Genomic DNA, 20,409 nt, shown 5'->3' on the forward strand with positions numbered 1-20,409 from the left:
ATGGACACGATTTATCATATAACAGACAGACGCGACTGGGAGTCAGCACAATTCCAGGGATTTTATAGTCCTGTTTCGCTAGATCTGGAAGGGTTTATCCATTGTTCTACCCCTGATCAAACAGAAGAAACAGCTAATCTTTATTACAAAGGCAGAGTTAATCTGGTTTTACTTTGTATTGAAACGAAGTTGGTTAAAGCAGATTTACGTTTTGAGGGCGCTGCAAGTGAAGATAGTGATGCAAAGCGAGAAGGATTATTTCCACATATTTATGGAAACTTAAATCTGGATGCAGTAGTAGACGTAGTGGCTTTTCCTCCAAATACTGAAGGAAAGTTTTATTTACCCAAAGATTTAAAATAGCTATTTCAATATATTGAAAAACCCAGAGACTAAACCTAATTCAATTTAGTCTCTGGGTTTTTATTTTCTTTTATAAAATTTTTCAAGTATTAATTGCTACTGGTTGCAACCTGAAATTTGTAGTCGCCAGAACCTACTTTTACTTTCAGGTATTTACCTTCCATACCTAGTACTTCTATATCATTAGCTGTAGTGATATTTTGTTCATTCTCCATCACTGCATTTTCAGACTCTGTTGGTATGTAAACTGTAGCAGTGGTATTTGGAGGAATTACCACATGCATTTTAAAAACATTACTGGCAATATCCCAACCAGAAGTAATTTGGCCATAATTAGATTTGAGGCTGGCTGTTGCCTGAGTTAGCCCACCACCAGTAGTAGGCTTAATAACTATTTGCTTGTAACCCGGAACATCAGTTTCTGTATCAAGCCCGGTAATGTTTCTATACATCCAATCGCCAATGGCTCCATAAGCATAGTGGTTAAATGAGTTCATTCCCGGATTCTGGAAAGTACTGTCTGGTTTAATTCCATCCCAACGCTCCCAAATGGTAGTAGCGCCCATCGTAACTGGGTATAGCCAAGAAGGATAGCTTTTCTGCATGAGTAGGGTATAAGCCACATCGTTGTAACCATTGGCACTTAATACATGGCAAAGGTAAGGAGTACCCAAGAAACCAGTAGTTAAATGGTTGTTGTATCGCTTCACATTTTCTACCAATCTTTCGGCTGCTTGCTTTCTTAAGTTTTCTGGTAACATATCGAAGTGGAGAGCCAACACATAGGCAGTTTGTGTACTAGAAACCAACCTGCCATTTGGAGTGAGGTACTCTCTTTTAAATGCATCTCTGGTTTGTTGCGCCAGTTTCTCGTATTTCGATACATCATCTGATTTACCCAAAACTTTTGCTGCCTTTACTACCAAATCTACTGAGTGAGTATAAAAACACTGAGCGATTAGATATTTGTCAGTTACAGCAGCCATTCCACTGTTATCGTCGAAAGGTCTGTAAAATAGCCAATCGCCAAAATGGAAACCGGTGTTCCACAAGTTGTTATTACTCTTTGTTCCGATGTAATCTACCCAGCTTTTCATACTCTCAAACTGATCTTCTAAAACGGCTGTATCTCCATAAGCCAAATACATTGTCCAAGGGATAATAGTAGCTGCATCTGCCCAACCAGCAGAGCCATGTCCATTTTTTCCTAACACATTGGGAATTACATGGGGAACACTACCATTTACTTGATCAGCGGCAAGGTCTTTTAACCATTTCGAAAAGAAGTTTTTCACATCAAAATTATAAGAAGCAGTTCGGGCAAATGCTTGTGCATCTCCAGTCCAGCCAAGGCGCTCATCTCTTTGTGGGCAGTCTGTTGGAACATCTAAAAAGTTTCCTCTTTGTCCCCATTGTATGTTGTGTTGGAGTTGGTTAATCAATGGATCAGAAGAACTGAATGTTCCGGTTTTTTCCATATCGGAATATAAGGCAACTGCTGTGAGGTTTTCTTTTTTCAATTCTCCCGGAAAACCTTCTACTTTAATGTATCTGAATCCTTGAAAAGTAAAATGAGGTTCGAAAGATTCTTCGTCTCCGCCTTTTAAAGTATACACATTTTCTTGGTCGGCAGCTCTTAGGTTAGTAGTATAAAAGTTACCTTCTTTATCTAGTACTTCGGAATGGTAAATTGAAATTTCGTCGCCCGCTTTTCCTTTCACTTTTATTTGCACCCAGCCTACTAGGTTTTGTCCAAAATCTACTACCAACTCATTTTTTGGTGTTCTAAAAATGGCTTGCGGTTCAAAAGTTTCTCTTTTTCTTATAGGTTCATTATAAGTAGCAATGAGGTTAGATTTATCAAAATTTTGAACTTTTACACCGTTCCATTTGCTGTCGTCGTATCCGGTTTTATCCCAGCCAGTTAATTCTTTTCGGGCATCGTATTTTTCACCATTATAGATTTCTACACTAGTAATGGGTCCGGTACTGCTCTTCCAAGAATCGTCTGTGATAATCACTTCTTCAGTACCATCTGTATACTGCACATGCAATTGCATAATTAGAGAGATGTCTGTTCCGAAGTGGTCGTAGCCTTTTTCCCAAGCGAGTTTGCCTCTATACCAGCCATTTCCTAAAGAAACACCAATGGCATTTGCTCCGGTCTTTATTTGCGAAGTAACATCATATACTTGATACTGCAATCTTTTATTGTAGCTTGTCCAGCCGGGAGTGAGGTAAGCATCGCCTACGCGTTGTCCGTTTATGCGTGCTTCGTAAATACCATGTGAGGTAATAAAAGCTGTGGCAGATTTAATGGTTTTACTTGCAGCAAATTCTTTTCTAAAGTATGGGCTTGGTCGGCTATTGTCTTCGGTATATCCGGGGCTAATCCACTTGGCAGTCCAAGCATTGGTATTAAAAAAGCCAGTATGCCAATAGGCAACATCGCTCCACTTAGAAGTTTTATTATGATTATCCCAAACTCTTACTTGCCAGTAATAGCGAGAATTAGGTTTTAAATCTTCTCCTTTGTAATTGATATAAACCGATTGGTCTGTATTAACTTTTCCAGAAGCCCACACGAGATTTTTACCTCGACTTACATCTTTTTCTGTTTTAGCCACACGTACTTCGTAAGCGGTTTGCATGGTATTGCGTTTGTCGCTTTCAATTTTCCAGCTAAATCGGGGCTTTTCTATGTCAATTCCAATAGGGTTAATTCGGTGCTCTAAGAGCGTTTCGCTAATGCTTACCTGAGCCAATATTTGGTAGGAAACCATTAGCAGGAGAGATAGAGGTAATAGAATTTTTTTCATTTTCATTATTAAATTTATCTGATTTGAATTTAGAAGTTGCGTAAAGTTGTTTCTTTAGACTACAAATTCGCCTTGAAAGGAAATACTTTGTTAATTTTTCGGCCCGTAGCTGCGGCTACGAACTTCAAAATTGCCTTGTCTTTCCTACCAATTCTTCATTCTCGAAACAAAACAAAAACTTTAGACAACTTCTATATAAACTTAGAATTTTGCCTAAATAATTGAAAGTTTTGCTCTTAAACTTTTGCTGAGATGAGCAAAAAACTGTGTTGAACTGTATTTTAATGCTTTTAATTGAGATTTAAATTACCAATAAAAGTGTAGTTCATTTTTCCATCAATTTGTCCACTTCCGAACAGCATTGCATCATAATGAACAGCTCTAGTAAGCATTACAGAGGCGTATCTTATTGTTTTTCAGTAACTTGTATTAAAAGGTACTTGGTTTGATAAATTTTGCATGAGTAATTAAATAAACTTTTTACATATGAAAAATTTCTTACTTAGTCTTGGCGCTTTTTTTATCTGTTTCTCTACAACAAATACACTCCTAGCTCAAGATGATGATAAAGACGGGAGTAAAAACAAAGAGAAAATAGTGATTAAAGTAAATGGCGAAGAACACGACTTTAGTGCTTACATTTCAGAAATAGTAGAGTCTAGTGTTGAAAAAGTGACTAGTAGCATAGATGCCAGTTTCGATGATAATACTTTTAACTTCTCGGTAGATTTTGGTGATGAAAGTGATTGGGAAGCTTGGGGTGAAAACCTTGGTAAATCGATCGAGAACATGGTAAACAATATGGACATCGAATTGACAGATATTGACCCAGAAGATTTTAATGATGTTAATTTTGATAACGACCACTATAATCACAAAGGCAGTGATGTAATTAGAGATATTGAAAAAGAATATGACTCTAAAGTAGAGAAGATCGAAAAGATGAACATCAAGATAAGAGAAGAAAAAGTAATAATAGATATGAAAGCCAGACTGGAAAACGGCAAAGTGGTAAATAAAAAAATCGAAGAAGAACGAGACGATAATTAATATGTGACTAACTGATGTAAGAGACATTACATCTACCACAAATGCTAAAACAGAGGGCAGCTGTTCTGCAGGTTCTATATTTTATATAAATCTGTATGAACAGCTTTTTTTATTTTAAACATATTTGATCGTAAAAAACGAACTTAATTTATTCGAGTGACCTTGGTCAAATTGCGTTAAGAATTTTTGGAATGATTTCGTAAAAAAATCCAGTGTTTGAGCGAAGCGAGTTTCGGATTTTTTAGGAATCATGGAATAAATTTAGCGAATTTGTCCACAGTCTTGAGTTTTTCGTACTTTTGAGTCAAGTCAAAAGTACAAAACACAAAAGTTAAATATCTGGAAATCACGGTATCAAAATCAGAGATTTTAAATTTTTTCTTATTCCTTATTCTCACCTTTACCCTTCAAATTTTTCTTTTGAGGTTTTGTTGGAGACTGCATTTTTTTAATATCTTCATCAGGTGGTAATTCTTCGGGAGTTACTTCTTTTTTCATGAGCACACTTCTAATCTCTTTGTTACTAGCCTTGTGCTCTTCAGAAATATTTTTTTCTCCCTGCAAATTCTTCTGCTTAACAGTATGGTTACTAATCTCAGTAGCAAAAGTTTTACCTGTAAGCAGAATGCTATCCATAAAATCATCGGGGTCATCCTCTTTTGAGATACTATACTTTTCATTCATATCAGCACCATCGAACAAGCTTTCGTCTCCGGCTTTTACAACACGAAGAAAGCCTTCATCATCCACCCCCCTTTCTTTTATGTTTTTGTAGAATTTTTCTTGAGTTTCTTTTAGCTTTTTATGGTAAGCGAGTCGTTTGTTTTGTCTTTCATCAATGGCAGCACTACCTACTTTTGCCAACCATAGTTTAAATGGTTCTGCATTTTTAGATGGTATCGACTGAATAATGCGCAATATACCTTCTTGATTGGCACAATTTATTTTTTGTTTACCTCCCGTAGTTTCCACTACAAGGGGGGTGGCAATTTGCCCCCATCCTTCTTTTAAGCCTAGGTCGCGCCTGCGGAGGTCTCTTAAATAGCCAGCTGGGTTTTTACTTTCTGATAATACAGCTACCACATCAACAATTACTAAATACCATTGTTGCGTTTCTTCGTCCCAAACTCTGCGTATCTCATTATTAAATAATTCAATCAATTCCATAGCTTTCGTTTTTCAGAAGTTTAATATTAAAAAAAAATTTAAACATCAGAAGGATAAATAGATTTGTGCTATTTAACAACACTTTATAACTTCATCGCTCAATTAGTAGTAAAGATGAAAATTATTTTATTTTTTCTAAAGAACTAGCATGCAAAGAAAACGTAATAGACTTTTATATCTATTTCAGGTTGATGAAAGTAAACGAACACCAAAATACAGACAAATTGTAAGATCAGTAGTACATGCTATAAAGAGGGGCGATTTAAAAGTAGGGGAGAAACTACCATCGATCAACGAAGTAAGTGTTGAGTTTTTATTAGCAAGAGAAACAGTCGTAAAAGCATATAATGACCTGCGGGAAATAGGCATTGTGGTATCGAAACCAGGGAAAGGTATTTATGTAAGGAGCGATGATGTAAGCAAAGATTACAATGTATTCTTGATGTTTAATAAGTTGAGTCCGCACAAAAAAGTGGTGTATGATGCTTTTGTAAAAGAGATGGGAAAAGATGCCCGCGTACGATTATTTATCTACAACAACGACTTCGAAACTTTTAAAAGGCAGATAGAAGAAAACAAGGGTAATTTTACGCATTACATCATTATATCGCACTTTTACGGAGTAAATAGACCCGTAAATGCAGTGTTAAAAACATTGCCGCGCCATCAATTAATTATACTAGATAGAAAACTAGATGGACTCACCGAAGAGTACCCTGCCATTTATCAAGATTTTGCTAACGATATAAGTCAGGCATTAGAAACTGCCAAAAGTGATTTAAGAAAATACCAGCGAATTAACATGGTATTTCCGGCTTCTTCTTATCACCCAGATGAGATTAAAAAAGGATTTATACACTTTTGCGAAGAAGAAGGGTTTGACTACCGCATCCTCCATCATTTCGAATATAAGCCTGTTCATATTAAAGAAGCTTATATTTTATTGGAAGAAAACGACCTATTGGCTCTACTACAAACAGCCCGTGATAATAAATTAAAGATAGGGAAAGACATTGGGGTAATCTCTTATAATGAAACTCCGCTAAAAGAATTTATCGCCAATGGATTAAGTGTGGTGTCTACAGATTTTGAAGCAATGGGCACAACTGCGGCACAAATGGTTAAAAAAGGTGAAGTAAAAGAAATAGGCAATCCATTTAGATATATCAAAAGAAAATCTTTATAAAATGCTCATTTCCATTTCCTTTCTAATAGTATAGTACAGAACAGCTTTGGCTGGCTATTGAGGTATATTTGGTTTAAAATCAATAAATACTGAATCATGAATATAGTTAGCAAAGAGTTTAAATATGTCGATTATCTGTGGGATGATGAAAAAGCTGCAAAGCTTGAAGGAGATGAAGTAGCACTGTTACTATACCGCTCAAATATGTTGGGTGCCGATCTAAGAGTTACTAATTACGGTGGTGGAAACACCAGTTGCAAAACCATTGAAAAAGACCCGCTTACAGGAGAAGAAACTGAAGTGATGTGGATTAAAGGTTCTGGTGGCGACATTGGAACATTAAAAAGAAGCGGACTTGCAGGTCTTTACCAAAACAGATTACACGATCTTAAAAAAATATATCGTGGTTTAGAACACGAAGACGAAATGGTGGCATTGTTTAACCACTGTATCTACGATCTTGATTCTAAAGCACCATCAATCGATACTCCGCTTCACGGCTTTTTACCTTTTAAGCATATTGATCACTTGCACCCTGATGCATTAATCGCGATTGCAGCATCAAAAGATAGCAAGAAAATTACTGACGAGTTATTCGAAGGAACAATGGGTTGGGTGCCTTGGCAACGTCCGGGTTTTGACTTAGGATTAAAACTCGCTGCTTGTTTAGAAGAAAATCCGGGAATAAGAGGTATTGTATTAGAAAACCACGGTTTATTTACTTGGGGTGATACTGCCTACGAGTGCTACATAAACAGCCTTGAGGTAATTGAAAAAGCTTCATCATACCTTGAAGAAAGCATAAAAGGTAAGCCAGTTTTTGGAGGTACTGTTATTGAGTCTTTAAAGCCTGAAAATAGAAAAGCGCAAGCGTCTTCAATTGCGCCATTATTACGTGGACTTTGCTCAAGCGAAAACAGAATGGTAGGTCACTTTACAGATAGCGACCGTGTGTTGGAGTTCATCAACAGTAAAGATTTGGATAAACTAGCTCCAATGGGAACGAGCTGTCCAGACCACTTCTTAAGAACTAAAATTAGACCTTTGGTATTAAATTTTGCAGCAGACGAAGATTTGTCTGATGCAAATGCTATCAAAGAAAAGCTAACGCCTCTTTTCGAAGATTACAGAGCTTACTACAAAGAATATTACGATTCTCACAAAAGAGATAATAGTCCAGCAGTAAGAGATGCGAACCCTGTAGTAATTTTATGGCCGGGTGTAGGTATGTTTACTTTCGCTAAAAACAAGCAAACTGCAAGAGTAGCGAGCGAGTTTTATGTGAACGCCATTAATGTAATGAGAGGTGCTGAAGCAGTTTCGTCTTACACATCTTTGCCATTGCAAGAAGCTTTCGATATTGAGTACTGGTTACTAGAAGAAGCGAAATTGCAACGTATGCCTAAAGAGCAACCATTGTCTAGAAAGGTTGCATTAATCACTGGCGGTGGTGGTGGAATCGGTAAAGCTATTGCCGATAAACTTGCTGCTGAAGGTGCTTGTGTTGTTTTAACCGATTTGAGTGAAGAAAGGTTAGAAGAAGCAGGTGCAGATTTTGGTAAAGACCAAGCTAGCTGGGTAACCTCAGATGTAACAAACGAAGATTCTGTGAAAGCAGCAGTTGACCATGCAGCATTGGCTTTTGGTGGTGTAGACATTATTGTAAACTGTGCAGGACTGGCAATTTCTAAACCAGTTGATGAAACTACACTAGACGACTGGAATCTACTTCAAAATGTAATTGTAAAAGGTCAATTCTTGGTTTCTCAAGCTGCTATTAGAGTAATGCGCAAGCAAGCTTTAGGTGGCGATATTGTAAACATAGCGTCTAAAAATGCCTTGTTTGCTGGCCCTAACAACATCGGTTATGGAACAGCTAAAGGTGCTCAGGTTCACATGTCTCGCTTGTTAGCAGCAGAACTTGGTCCAGATAAAATAAGAGTAAATGTAGTGAATCCTGATGCAGTAATTGTTGGCTCAAAAATTTGGGAAGGCAAATGGGCAGCAGGAAGAGCTAAAGCTTACGGAATTACAGTAGAAGAATTACCTGCTTTCTATGCAAAAAGAACACTAATGAATGAAATCATTCTGCCAGCCGATATTGCAAATGGTGTATTTGCTTTTGTTGGAGGTGATCTTTCGAAAAGTACAGGTAATATATTAAATGTTGATGGAGGGGTTGCTACTGCCTTTGTAAGATAATCGAATTATGTATTTCCAATCATAATAATAATAGGTTTGAAAATTAAAAGAGGAAGCTGTATGAGCTTCCTTTTTTTTATGATTGAGTTTTGAATAATCGCTTTTTTTAATTTTGTTGGAAGTGATAACTAGTAAATTTTTCACTCAATCGACCTTGGTCAAATCACCTGTGCTAAAACTAATACCCCAACCAGTCCGACAACAGAAACAATGGTTTCCATTACAGACCACGTTTTAATAGTATCTGTTACAGAGAGATTAAAGTACTCTTTAAACATCCAGAAGCCAGAATCATTTACGTGAGAAAACATTAAACTGCCTGCACCTGTAGCCAATACCATTAAGTTAGGGTCTACACCAGTTTGACCGATAAATGGTAACATAATTCCTGCACTGGTAAGTCCTGCTACAGTAGCTGATCCAACAGAGACTCTAATAATTGCAGTGATACCCCAAGCAAGAATTAAAGGAGAAATGGAAACATCTTTTAGTAAGCTGGCAATATAATCACTTACTCCACTTTCAATTAAAATTTCTTTTAATGCTCCAGCTCCAGCAATAATTAATAAAATGGGAGCTATACTTTTAATGGCAGATTCTAACGAGCCCATTACATCTTCCATCTTTTTACCTCTGTTTACTCCCAAAGTAAAAATAGCGACTACAACGGCGATTATCATGGCAATAATTGGGTCTCCAATAAATGAAATGAATTTACCAGCTGATGAACCTTCTTCAACCAAAAGCTTAAGCAAAGGAGCGAAACCTAATAAAAGTACTGGAAGCAAAGCAGTAAATACACTGATGAAAAAACTAGGCATCTCATCTTCTTCTAACACTTCAGCTTTGTAAAATTCTGCCAATGGTTTCGGATTATATTTTTTTAATGTTTGTGCGAAAACTGGTCCGCCTAAGATAATTGCTGGAACAGCTACGCACATTCCATATAAAAGTGTAGTACTCAGATCAGCTCCATATATTACAACAAGCGAAGAAGGGGCAGGGTGAGGAGGTAAATAACCATGTGTTACAGAAAGTGCAGAGAGCATGGGTAAACCAATATATAAAAGTGGTAATTTAGAAATGGCACCTACTGTAAATACCAGTGGAACCATAATTACAAACCCTACTGAATAAAACATAGGGATACCGATTATAAAACCAGTAAGTAGTAATGCCCATAGTAAATATTTTTTACCAAAGGCTTTCATAAGGCTGTGGGTTATTCGCTGAGCAGCACCGCTGTCTGCTACAAGTTTACCAAGCATAGCACCAAAACCAAGAATAATAATAAGAAAACCAAGTGTGCTGCCTATACCTTTTTGTACTGCTTCGGAGACGGCTTCGGGTGCCATTCCTTCGGCCAAACCAACACCAAGTGAAACAAGAATAAAGGCAATAAAAGCATTCAGTTTAAAATATCCGATGAGTATAACTAGGGCGAGAATCCCTAACAAAACAATAATTAGAGGCATTACATGAAGTTTGTTGATTACAAAATTTGCTCAATATACAATTTAATTAGTATTCTCAAAGAATGGGAAGGTGGTCAATCGCAAATTTTGCTTTGTTAGGGGGGAATTTATACTACTAAAAGTGATAATACACTTCAAAAAACCAGATTCAGGGACTAACTATTCATCAGTTCCTGAAAAAGGTCTACGTGTTTGCCAACGTCATAACCATCTAAGAGTGCATGGTGCACATGGATAGAACAAGCCATGTATTTCTTTCCATCTTTATCGAATAATTTGCCGAAAGAGATTTTAGGTACGCTGTCTTTGTAGACAAAATGTCTGGCATGCGAAAGAGAAGTAAATTTTAACCAAGGTAAAGATGAGTAGTGAATTACATTGTCTCCCGATTTAGAAGGTAACAAGGTTTTACTTGCTTGTACATGGGCAATTTCTTCTTTCGCAGCAATTAAAAATTTATCGAAATTTTCATGAAAAGGAATATAACTAAAACCGAAAGTATTATCAGGTCGGTTAATAGTAGCCGAAGCATTAATACTTTCGTGAATGATTACTTCTTTTCCTTCGATTCTATAGCGAAAACTTTCGATCTTGTTTGCTGCCAATAACGATTTATGCAGATAATATAGAAAAAAAGAAACACCAGATGCTTTGGCTTTTTTATAAGCTTGGGTACAGTCAATTTCTACAGTAACGCCAAAAAAAGGCTCGTCAAACTGGCTAAAAAAGTAAAAATGTTCCTTTCTTGGCCAGTTTTCTATATCAAGTATATTTTTCATAATTATAAGAGGTGGTCAAGAACTTCTTTTACCGAGCTCAACTGTTTGAATTTAGGATGATCTATTTCAGTATCAATTTTTTCATACTCCCAAGTGGTATGAAACGGAATATGGAAACCATGAGCACCGAGATTAAGCACAGGCAAAATATCAGATTTAAGTGAGTTACCAATCATTAAAAACTCTTCTGGTTTTATATCCAGATGCTTAATTAGCTTGGTATATTCTTTTTCTTTTTTCTCAGACACAATCTCTGTATGGTGAAAATACTTTTCCAATCCAGACTTAATCAATTTTCTTTCTTGATCTAGTAAGTCTCCTTTGGTTGCCATTACCAGTTTGTACTTTCCTTGTAATTGCTGTAAAACCTCCTCAATGTCGTCGAGTAGTTCGATGGGTTTTTGCAGTAATTCTTGACCAATTTCCAGAATCTTCTCAATGGTATCAACCTTAATGGTTTTATCAGAGATTTTAATGGCAGTTTCGATCATCGAAAGCATAAAGCCTTTTATACCATAACCGTAAAGCGGGAGATTATCTATTTCCACTTTAAACAGCTCTTTTGTAACAGAGTGTTGTGGAAGATAATCGGCCATCATCTGGCTAAACTTTTCTTCAGTTTCTCTAAAATATGGTTCGTTTACCCACAGTGTATCATCGGCATCGAATGCAATAACTTTGATTTGCTCTTTCATAGCATTTAATTAAAATTTGGACAAAATAAATTGTAACTAACTGATAATCAGAGTTAAGCTCATTAGTGAAATGAGGACTTGTCCTTAATTAGCTCGAAGTTGACAAAATTTTAGGAAAGGGCAAAAAGAAATTTGATAACCGGACACAATCTAACAATATTGGTATATTCTACCAAAGTATGCTTTTGAGTGTGTTGATACATATCGGTTTAATCATAAAACCATCAACCTTATATTCATTTGCGAGCCTTTTATAATCAGGATTAAGGGAACTTGTAAGCAAAATAATCTTGGGTTTCGCTAAGTAATCAGGGTATATATTTTTGAATGCTTCCAAAAATTGAAATCCATTTATGAATGGCATATGTAGGTCTAACAAAATAACTCCGGGTAAACCTTTCAGCTGATCAATCCTTTTTTGAATAAGGTCTAGGGCTTCTTGCCCATTTATAGATTTCACAAAATCAATATTTGGGAAGTGCTGTTGAATTTTGATCTTAATTATCTCAAAATCTATATAATGATCTTCGACAATTAAGAATTCATTCTCAATAAGAATCATAATTAATGCAATGAACGATGTTTAGTAATTTTAGATATTATGATAGTATATGAAATATTCAACATGAGAATGTTAAATACTTCTCTAAAAAATTTGATCTTTACTAGGCAAATAGTATAGAAAAAATACTTTATAAAGTATTTTGATGGTTACAACGCAGTTAGTTATCAAAAAAAACTCTTTTTCATTCAAAAAACAAGAGAATTGTATAAATAAACGCGATGTTATGAAAGTGTTTAATTGGTATATATTTTCCCAAATGCATAATTAGATAGGTGTAGAAACGAAGATTTATGTTCTGTTCTCTTTGCGAATTACCACTTTCAATCCAGACCAAATTTCGTTTACACTGCAAACTTTAATATCAACCAGACCTGTTGGCAAAATTACTTCCCGAATCACATCTTCGGTAATGTCTGTTTGTACTTTTGATGCTTTTTTTGGCCACGAAATCCAGATCATGCCATCTTGTTTGAGCAACTTTAAGTTTGCTTGTATATGTTGTTCTAGCAGTTTTCTTTCTTTCGCAAAAACATGAATAAAATCAAAAGGTGCTTTGTTAGATAAAGGCACAAATGGACATTCAAGTAAATCGATATAATTTTCTGGTGCAGAGATAAACAGACAGTTAAATGTATCTTTAATCCCTAGTTTTTGATAAAGCGGTTTACCAGAATAACCCGATCTAGTATTTGACATGAGAAAGCTATTTGTAATGAATTACCAATTTAAGTTACTCAATTGATTAAAAAAATTCTAGAAAGAATCAGAACTATGATTGTCTGAAAGACCATTACCAGTAAGTTGCTCCCAATTATCTGAGAATTTTGCCTTTTTCCCCGATCTGTTTCTCTTGGTTACCACCTCAACTTTTGAGGGTTTAATCATGCTAAGTGCCAAGTTACCCCACACAAAAGGGATTAAAATGGTAAGTAAAATATTTAGGCGTTTTTGAGCTGGAGTTAAGTAAGCAGATTTATAGATTTTTACACTAACATGGATTGTATATAAGAGGTGGATGATGATAAAAAAGATAATCAAAACTAGAGAATTTAAAATCTAAGTGCTTAGTAAATATAATTACGGTTTTTAATCCTGAAAAGCTGAATTTAAAACGTATTAGCATTAGAAAGTTGAAATTTTCTCGATTCAGATTTTTTTAAACCCACAAATAAATTTTACTTTAGGTAATTAATTAGCTAACTTAATTTTCCTTTTAAAGGGCAATTAAGGAAATATATAATTTTAAGTGTACTTAATTTTTTAGGTACATGTAGAGTAAAATGAAAATGAAAAGCAGGTCAGGAAACTATCGTAATAGTTCGGAATCGCTTGTATCCGAAAAAAAATTTGCTGAGATCTATAATCAGCATTATGATAGTTTGTATGTCTTTTTGTTAAGAAAAACATCTGACAAGAGGCTTACAGAAGAGTTGGCTTACGAGGCATTTTTAAAACTCTGGAATAAGCTACAAGAGAACTGCGAGATTGAAAACACTAAGGCATATCTATTAGGCATTGCAAAAAACCTACTCTACGATTATTATCTTAAAAAAAATCGATTTACATCGCATCATGTTTTTTTAGATCAGTTGCCAGACAGGCAGTCTAACAACCTCACACCGGAAGAGCAAACCTTAAATGATGAGCTTAAACAGCATTTAGATCGTGCAATTGATAACTTATCTCCACAGTCTGCACTTATTTTTAAAATGGTAAGAGTTAATGGCTTAAAGTATAAAGAAGTAGCTGAGCAATTAGGTATTTCTGTAAGTTCGGTAGATACTCAGCTTAGTAGAGCCATTAAAAAACTCCGAAAAATATTGAGTAGCTACAGACAAAATAAGTCAGAAATTAGAAAGCATGTGATAGAAAAACTCACATTAGTTTTATTACTTCTTATATTTTTTTAAAAATTTTTCATTTCCTTGTCATGTGTTTTTTGAGTAGCACAGTCTATATAAGTAAAGGCAGACTTATATGGATATTAATAGCATTATAATAAAGTATTTAGCAAACGAATGTAGCTCCGAAGAAAAGCTGATTTTGGAAGAATGGGTGCAAAGTTCTTCTGAAAATCAGCAAGAGTTTGAGTTGCTAAAAACTTATTGGGAGCAAGATAGAGATCACCTAGAAATATCTAAAAAATCGAATTGGGAAAAGCTACAGCAAAATATCCATACACAAACATCATCAACAAAAACTTATCAATTATCTGTACAAAAATCTGCTGGTGTTGGTAGTTTAATGGTAAAAATTGCTGCCTCATTTTTACTATTAATAGGTGTTTGGTTCGTGTATCAGCGATACAATAGCAAAGTACTCTTGCAAGAAGAAACAGTTGCATCAACACCAAAAATTATAGAAAGAGAAATTCCTTGGGGTAGAAAGTCTACCATTAAACTTTCTGATGGTACTTTAGTGAAAATGAATTCTGGAAGTACCATAAAATTCCCCGAAAAATTTTCTGGAAATACCCGCGAAATTGAATTAATTGGTGAGGCTTATCTGGAAGTAGTAAAAGACCCTAACCGCCCATTTATAGTAAAAACAGGATCTGTACAAACCAGAGTTTTGGGTACATCTTTTAATGTAAAAGCCATACCGGGGCAAACAATACAAATTGCTTTGGTAGAGGGTAGTGTGCAAGTAAGCGATGTAAATACCAAGCAAGAAATGTTACTAGCTCCCGGAGAAATGATTACAGCTAAAACCGAAATATTTGAAAAATCACCATTTGATTATAAAGAGCTAATCGCTTGGAAAGATGGCTTATTGGTTTTTAAAAATGCAAGCCCCGAAGTGATATTCAGCAAGCTGGAAAAATGGTATGGCTTTAAAATTATTGTACAAAGAAAACTTAGTAAAAAAGCCTATACCTCAACATTTTCTAATGAATCTTTAGAAGAAGTGCTAAACATCATTAGCGAATCAAAAGACTTTCAATTCAAGATAATGAAAGAGGAAGAAAAAGTAATTATCTGGTAACACAGCCTATTTTAACAAAGCAGTATGTAATGCCTATGAAAAGAAAAACTCAACATAGCGCTTAGTCGCCATAAAAAAACCGAAGGTATAAAATACCTTCGGTAAAATTCAAAATTCATTTCATCCCAGTATCTAAACTTTGGCCGGTGTAGACAAAGATGAAATGGCTTAGAGAAAACATGTTTCACCTAAACATATCAAAAATATGAAATTGAAAATTATACGACAAATCATCGTAATGGTAAAGTATGGAACTATAGGATTGTTTTTACAGGCATTTTTAGGAGGAATTCTCTATGCCAGTAACAGCCTTGCCCAAAAAAGCATAGATGAGATTGAGGTGGTACTTCAATCTGAAAACATTTCGCTTACTCAGTTAATCGAAACCATTGAAGAAAAGACAAACTTTTACTTCTCTTACGAAAACAACGTAATTGCTAAAAATGAGCAATTTGTATTTCCTAGTGGCACTAATACGCTGGGCGATATTCTCAGACATGTTTCGCAAAAAGGCAACCTTACCTTTAAAAGAATCAACGATAACATTATAGTAAAAAAACGAACAGTTTTCTCTCCTCCAATTGAAGAGGTAATTACTACAGATGTTGCCCAAATGAAAATTTCTGGAACAGTGGTAGATGGTGAAAGTGGCGATCCTTTACCAGGTGTGAGTATCCTTATTAAAGGAACATCTTCTGGAACAACAACAGATATAGATGGTGCATATAACATTGAAGCTGCTTCTGAAGATGTGCTTCAGTTTAGCTACATAGGCTACCTTACGCAAGAAATTACAGTTGGAAACCAAAGTACTGTTAATGTTAATCTAGCTGCAGATATTGCTCAGTTAGAAGAAGTAATGGTAATCGGTTATGGTACTGTAAAAAAGAGCGACTTAACTGGGTCTGTTTCCTCTGTAAAAGGTGAAGAGCTAACAGCTTATCCATCAGTTGGAGCTGTACAAGCTTTGCAAGGTAGAGCAGCAGGTTTGCAAGTAACCGCAAACAATGGTGAGCCAGGAGCAAGCTTTAAAGTAAGAGTGAGAGGGGGTACATCTATTAATGCGAGTAGTGACCCAATATTTGTAATTGATGGTTTTGTTGGCGGTACATTACCACCAGCAGAAGACATTGAATCTATGGAAGTATTAAAAGATGCTTCTGCAACTGCCATTTACGGTTCAAGAGGTGCCAATGGTGTGATAATGGTTACTACTAAAAAAGGTAGAGAAGGAAAAATGAGAGTCGATTTTAGATCATCTTTTTCGAGCCAAGAAGTAATCTCAAAACTCGACCTTTTAAATGGGACTCAGTTTGCAGAATATGTAAATGAAGGAACTCCGGGATTTTATGATTTAAACAACATAGAAAATACAGATTGGCAAGATGAGATTTTTAGAACAGGAAGCATCAAAAACTATCAGCTTTCATTCTCTGGTGGTAATGACAAAGTGAATTATTATGTATCGGGTGTTTACTACGACCAAGAAGGCATTCTATTAGAGTCTAACTATAAAAGATATTCTTTAACCACTAACCTTGATTTTAAAGCTTCTGATAAATTTAAACTCGGATTGAATCTTTTTGCTAGAAGAGCAGACAAAAATGGATCACTTACACAAGAGGGAAGTGGTGGTGCAGATAATGTAGGTGTAGTGGCAGCTGCTTTTAAATTTGAGCCAACTCTTGGTATTTACAATGCAGATGGAACTTACACAAGAAATAGAGTAGGTGATCCACACGATAATCCGGTTGCAGTTGCAAGAGAGAGAACTAATCAAGATTCTGAAGATAGACTACAAACCAACTTTTATGGAGAGTATTCAATCTTAAACAATCTTAAATTTAGAGTTTCTGCTGGTGGTGCAATCAACTATGGTAGATTAGGCCAGTATACTTCAACTTTAATTAATGCTGGTGCCAATGTAGGTGGAGATGCAGGTATTTACACAGATAGAAATACAGTAGTTTTAAATGAAAACTATTTTACTTATAATAAGAAATTTGGCTTACAGCACGATTTTGAAGCTATAGCAGGTTATTCTTATCAATCTTCTAGCAGTGAGAGCTGGGGAGCACACAGCCAGTCATTTATTACCGATGCAGTTTCTTTCTGGGATTTAGACGGAGGTTCAGTTTACCAAAACCCTTCTTCTAATTTAAGTGAGTGGGAAATTTCTTCTTGGTATAGCAGACTTAAATATAATTTCGACGAGAGGTTGCTGCTTACTTTTACAGCCAGATACGATGGGTCATCAATATTTAGTGAAGGCAACAAATGGGCGTTTTTCCCTTCAGGAGCAATTGCTTGGAACATCGGTAACGAAGCATTTATGTCAGATATAGAAGCAATTTCTGATATGAAATTAAGAGCCAGTTATGGTAAAACTGGTAACCGTGCCATCGGACCTTATCAAACATTAGCACGTTTCTCATCTCAGTTTACAGTAATTGGGGGAGTACCAGTAAATGCTGTAAGACCAACTTCTGTAGCAAACGATAATTTAACTTGGGAAACTACTACTCAAACAGATATTGGTTTAGATGTAGGCCTCTTTGGTGGTAGACTAAACATCGTAACCGACTATTATTACATGAGAACAAACGACTTGTTGTTTAGTGTTCCTTTACCTGAGTATTCTGGTTATGGTACTCAACTCCAAAACATTGGTGTGGTAGAAAATAAAGGTTTCGAGTTTAGTATAAACTCTAATAATCTGGTTGGAGAATTTGAATGGTCTACAGGTTTCAATATTTCACTAAATAGAAATAAGGTATTGGAATTACCAGACGGTAATGAAATTCAATACGGGTCAAGTCCGGGTCACATGGTAGGTATTGGTAATACACAAGTTCTAAGAGAAGGCCAGCCAGTTGGTGTATTCTATGGTTATATTTATGATGGTGTTTACCAAGAAGGAGACGAATTTATTTCTGGTTCTGGTTTCGAACAAGAAGCAGGTGGTGAAAAATACAGAGATATAAGTGGTAGAGATGAAAACAATGAATTGACAAACACACCAGATGGCCAGTTGAATAATGATGACAGAACCATTATTGGTAATCCTAATCCTGATTTTATATGGGGATTAAATAATGATTTTAAGTACAAAAACTTCGATCTAAATATTTTCTTCCAAGCTTCTGTAGGAAATGATATCTACAATTTTTCTGTAATGGAATTAGACAGATTATCGGCTTCTAATAACGCAACTACTGCTGCATTAAACAGATGGACACCTACAAACACCGATACTGATATACCAAAAGTTTATCCAGGCAGAGCTTACAAACCATCAACCAGATGGGTAGAAGATGGAAGTTTTATCAGATTGAAAAACATTTCTTTAGGTTATAACCTACCAACTTTTGCAACTGAAGCATTAAAAATTCGCTCGGCAAGAATTTATGTGAGTGCTCAAAACCTACTGACAATTACAGATTACTCTGGTTTCGATCCTGAAGTAAACTACAATACTTCTGGTTCTACAAATGGCAACAGAAACCTTGGTTTAGATTATGGTAGCTACCCAAATGCTAAATCTTATACAGTAGGCTTAAACATCGGATTTTAATCACATTCAGCGCTAAAAACATAGTAATTATGAAAAGATATATAAATAAATTAATCATATTTCCATTGCTACTTTCATTTCTGGCTTGTACCGATTTGGAAGAAGAGCCAGTCGGAGTATTAGCCCCTGAAAGTTTTTTCAAGACACCTTCTGATGTACAGGCAGCCATTTATGGAGCATACGGCCATTTGGCATCTGAGTCTATTTTTGGTAGAAAGCTTTCGCTTACTTTACAACTTCGTGGCGATATGTGTGATATTGGAGATAAAGGAACACCAGCACGTCGCCAACAAGTAAACGATTTCGATATGGACTCAAACAACGGAATGGTAACTGCATTTTGGCCAAGTTTGTATCAGGTAGTGAGTGCGGCAAATGCTGCGATAGATGGAGTGCAATTAATTGATGCTACTGATGAAGAAAAAAATGCCTTAGAAGCAGAAGCTAGATTTGTAAGAGCCTTTGCCTATTACCATTTAGTAAGAATCTTTGGTGAAATTCCTTATATCGATTATTTTGTGAGTGATCCAGAAGCTGTAAAATCCATTGCCAAAACCTCTGTATCAGAAATATATACTAAAATTATTGAAGATACTGAATTTGCCAAAGAGTACTTACCAGATGTACACTCAGGTGATGTAAGAACCAGACCAACTGCAGGTACAGCAGCAACCATGTTAGCCTCGATTCATTTAACTCTAGGTAATTTTCAACAAGCTGCAGACGAAGCTGTTTGGGTAATTAATAATAAAGATCGATTTGGATATGCCTTAGAAGATGATTTCCAAACATTATACATCGCAGATCAGGCAGATAACCTACAAGAGCATATTTTTGCAGTAGATTTTCTAGGTCAACAATCGGGTAGTGGTAGTGCCAATGATGATATTATGGGACCAATTACAGGTATTCGTGGAGCAGATCAAAATGGATGGAGTGTGAGTGTACCGAGCATGGCTGTTTATAATACTTGGGATGCCCGCGATTACAGAAGAAAAGTAAGTTTAGAAGATACCACTTCGGTTGGCGGTGTAGCAACTCCTTATACAGAATATCAGCAAGTGCAAAGACCACATATTGCCAAGTTTGCCCGCTATCCGGGTAACTCAAATGCAGATACACGCTACTCAGACCACAACTATGTATTATTTAGATATGCTGAAGTATTATTAATTGCTGCCGAAGCAATCAACGAAGTTTCTGGTGGACCAACAGCAGATGCTCTGGGCTATATTAATCAGGTAAGAACTAGAGCAAGAAACTGGGCAGGAACAGTAACTGATTTTCCAGCAGATTTGGCAGATGGCATGTCTCAAAGTGATTTCAGAACTGCAGTACTTGAAGAAAGAAGATTGGAATTAGCATTCGAATTCAAGAGATGGTACGACATTAAAAGAAGAGATATGTTGGTAGAAGTATTTACTGGTTTAAACTCTTTAGAACCTCACGATAATGTAAATACAAGCAGAGATTATTTGTTTCCATTACCACAAGACGAACTGGAAAGAAATGCCAATTTACTACCACAAAATTCGGGTTATTAATTGAT

Annotated in this window: 16 protein-coding genes; 8 read left to right on the top strand and 8 right to left on the bottom strand. The window is 35.8% G+C overall.

The annotated features are described in order from the left end of the window. On the top strand, positions 1–363 hold the full coding sequence (locus OQ292_RS25580; protein WP_284687027.1) for a DUF952 domain-containing protein: 363 nt from the start codon (positions 1–3) through the stop codon (positions 361–363). An 89-nt stretch (positions 364–452) separates the two neighbouring features. On the opposite strand, the gene OQ292_RS25585 is transcribed toward OQ292_RS25580, so the two are convergent. Beyond that, positions 453–3,182, bottom strand: a complete 2,730-nt coding sequence (locus OQ292_RS25585) for an alpha-L-rhamnosidase (protein WP_284687028.1) — start codon at positions 3,180–3,182, stop codon at positions 453–455. A gap of 486 nt (positions 3,183–3,668) precedes the next feature. On the opposite strand from OQ292_RS25585, the gene OQ292_RS25590 reads away from it, so the two are divergent. Next, positions 3,669–4,232 (top strand): hypothetical protein, encoded by a 564-nt coding sequence (locus tag OQ292_RS25590; protein ID WP_284687029.1) that lies wholly within the window; start codon positions 3,669–3,671, stop codon positions 4,230–4,232. Positions 4,233–4,613: 381 nt separating this feature from the next. Here OQ292_RS25590 and OQ292_RS25595 read toward each other — a convergent pair whose 3' ends face one another. Then, positions 4,614–5,399: a BRO family protein gene (locus tag OQ292_RS25595; RefSeq protein WP_284687030.1), complete on the bottom strand. Its 786-nt coding sequence runs from the start codon at positions 5,397–5,399 to the stop codon at positions 4,614–4,616. Positions 5,400–5,547: 148 nt separating this feature from the next. Between OQ292_RS25595 and OQ292_RS25600 the strand changes: the two genes are divergently transcribed. Both OQ292_RS25600 and OQ292_RS25605 read left to right on the top strand, forming a co-directional pair. Continuing rightward, positions 5,548–6,585 carry a GntR family transcriptional regulator gene (locus tag OQ292_RS25600; protein WP_284687031.1) on the top strand — a complete coding sequence of 346 codons (1,038 nt, stop codon included), beginning with the start codon at positions 5,548–5,550 and terminating at the stop codon, positions 6,583–6,585. A 96-nt stretch (positions 6,586–6,681) separates the two neighbouring features. Further along, on the top strand, positions 6,682–8,787 hold the full coding sequence (locus tag OQ292_RS25605; RefSeq protein ID WP_284687032.1) for a bifunctional aldolase/short-chain dehydrogenase: 2,106 nt from the start codon (positions 6,682–6,684) through the stop codon (positions 8,785–8,787). Positions 8,788–8,945: 158 nt separating this feature from the next. On the opposite strand, the gene OQ292_RS25610 is transcribed toward OQ292_RS25605, so the two are convergent. The 6 genes from OQ292_RS25610 to OQ292_RS25635 form a co-directional block, all read right to left on the bottom strand. Next, the gene (locus tag OQ292_RS25610; protein WP_348970664.1) at positions 8,946–10,280 is read right to left on the bottom strand and encodes a gluconate:H+ symporter; all 1,335 of its coding nucleotides are present in this window, start codon (positions 10,278–10,280) and stop codon (positions 8,946–8,948) included. A gap of 137 nt (positions 10,281–10,417) precedes the next feature. Next, positions 10,418–11,041: a chloramphenicol acetyltransferase gene (locus OQ292_RS25615; protein ID WP_284687034.1), complete on the bottom strand. Its 624-nt coding sequence runs from the start codon at positions 11,039–11,041 to the stop codon at positions 10,418–10,420. A 2-nt stretch (positions 11,042–11,043) separates the two neighbouring features. After that, positions 11,044–11,736 (bottom strand): HAD family hydrolase, encoded by a 693-nt coding sequence (locus OQ292_RS25620; protein ID WP_284687035.1) that lies wholly within the window; start codon positions 11,734–11,736, stop codon positions 11,044–11,046. Positions 11,737–11,905: 169 nt separating this feature from the next. After that, positions 11,906–12,298, bottom strand: coding sequence for a response regulator (locus OQ292_RS25625; protein ID WP_284687036.1), 393 nt, complete (start codon positions 12,296–12,298; stop codon positions 11,906–11,908). Between the two features lie 291 nt (positions 12,299–12,589). After that, positions 12,590–12,997 carry a DUF3052 domain-containing protein gene (locus OQ292_RS25630; protein ID WP_284687037.1) on the bottom strand — a complete coding sequence of 136 codons (408 nt, stop codon included), beginning with the start codon at positions 12,995–12,997 and terminating at the stop codon, positions 12,590–12,592. Between the two features lie 57 nt (positions 12,998–13,054). Continuing rightward, the gene (locus tag OQ292_RS25635; protein ID WP_284687038.1) at positions 13,055–13,339 is read right to left on the bottom strand and encodes a hypothetical protein; all 285 of its coding nucleotides are present in this window, start codon (positions 13,337–13,339) and stop codon (positions 13,055–13,057) included. Between the two features lie 248 nt (positions 13,340–13,587). Here OQ292_RS25635 and OQ292_RS25640 point away from each other — a divergent pair, with 248 nt between their 5' ends. The 4 genes from OQ292_RS25640 (at position 13,588) to OQ292_RS25655 (ending at position 20,404) form a co-directional block, all read left to right on the top strand. Further along, a complete protein-coding gene (locus OQ292_RS25640; RefSeq protein WP_284687039.1) occupies positions 13,588–14,211 on the top strand; it encodes an RNA polymerase sigma factor in 624 nt (207 codons plus the stop codon). A 67-nt stretch (positions 14,212–14,278) separates the two neighbouring features. After that, the gene (locus OQ292_RS25645; RefSeq protein WP_284687040.1) at positions 14,279–15,286 is read left to right on the top strand and encodes a FecR family protein; all 1,008 of its coding nucleotides are present in this window, start codon (positions 14,279–14,281) and stop codon (positions 15,284–15,286) included. 205 nt (positions 15,287–15,491) lie between these two features. Next, positions 15,492–18,860, top strand: coding sequence for a SusC/RagA family TonB-linked outer membrane protein (locus OQ292_RS25650; RefSeq protein ID WP_284687041.1), 3,369 nt, complete (start codon positions 15,492–15,494; stop codon positions 18,858–18,860). Between the two features lie 29 nt (positions 18,861–18,889). Continuing rightward, positions 18,890–20,404 carry a RagB/SusD family nutrient uptake outer membrane protein gene (locus tag OQ292_RS25655; protein ID WP_284687042.1) on the top strand — a complete coding sequence of 505 codons (1,515 nt, stop codon included), beginning with the start codon at positions 18,890–18,892 and terminating at the stop codon, positions 20,402–20,404. Positions 20,405–20,409: the final 5 nt, after the last annotated feature.

Source organism: Chondrinema litorale (assembly GCF_026250525.1).
In the GTDB taxonomy this organism is placed as follows: Bacteria; Bacteroidota; Bacteroidia; order Cytophagales; family Flammeovirgaceae; genus Chondrinema; species Chondrinema litorale.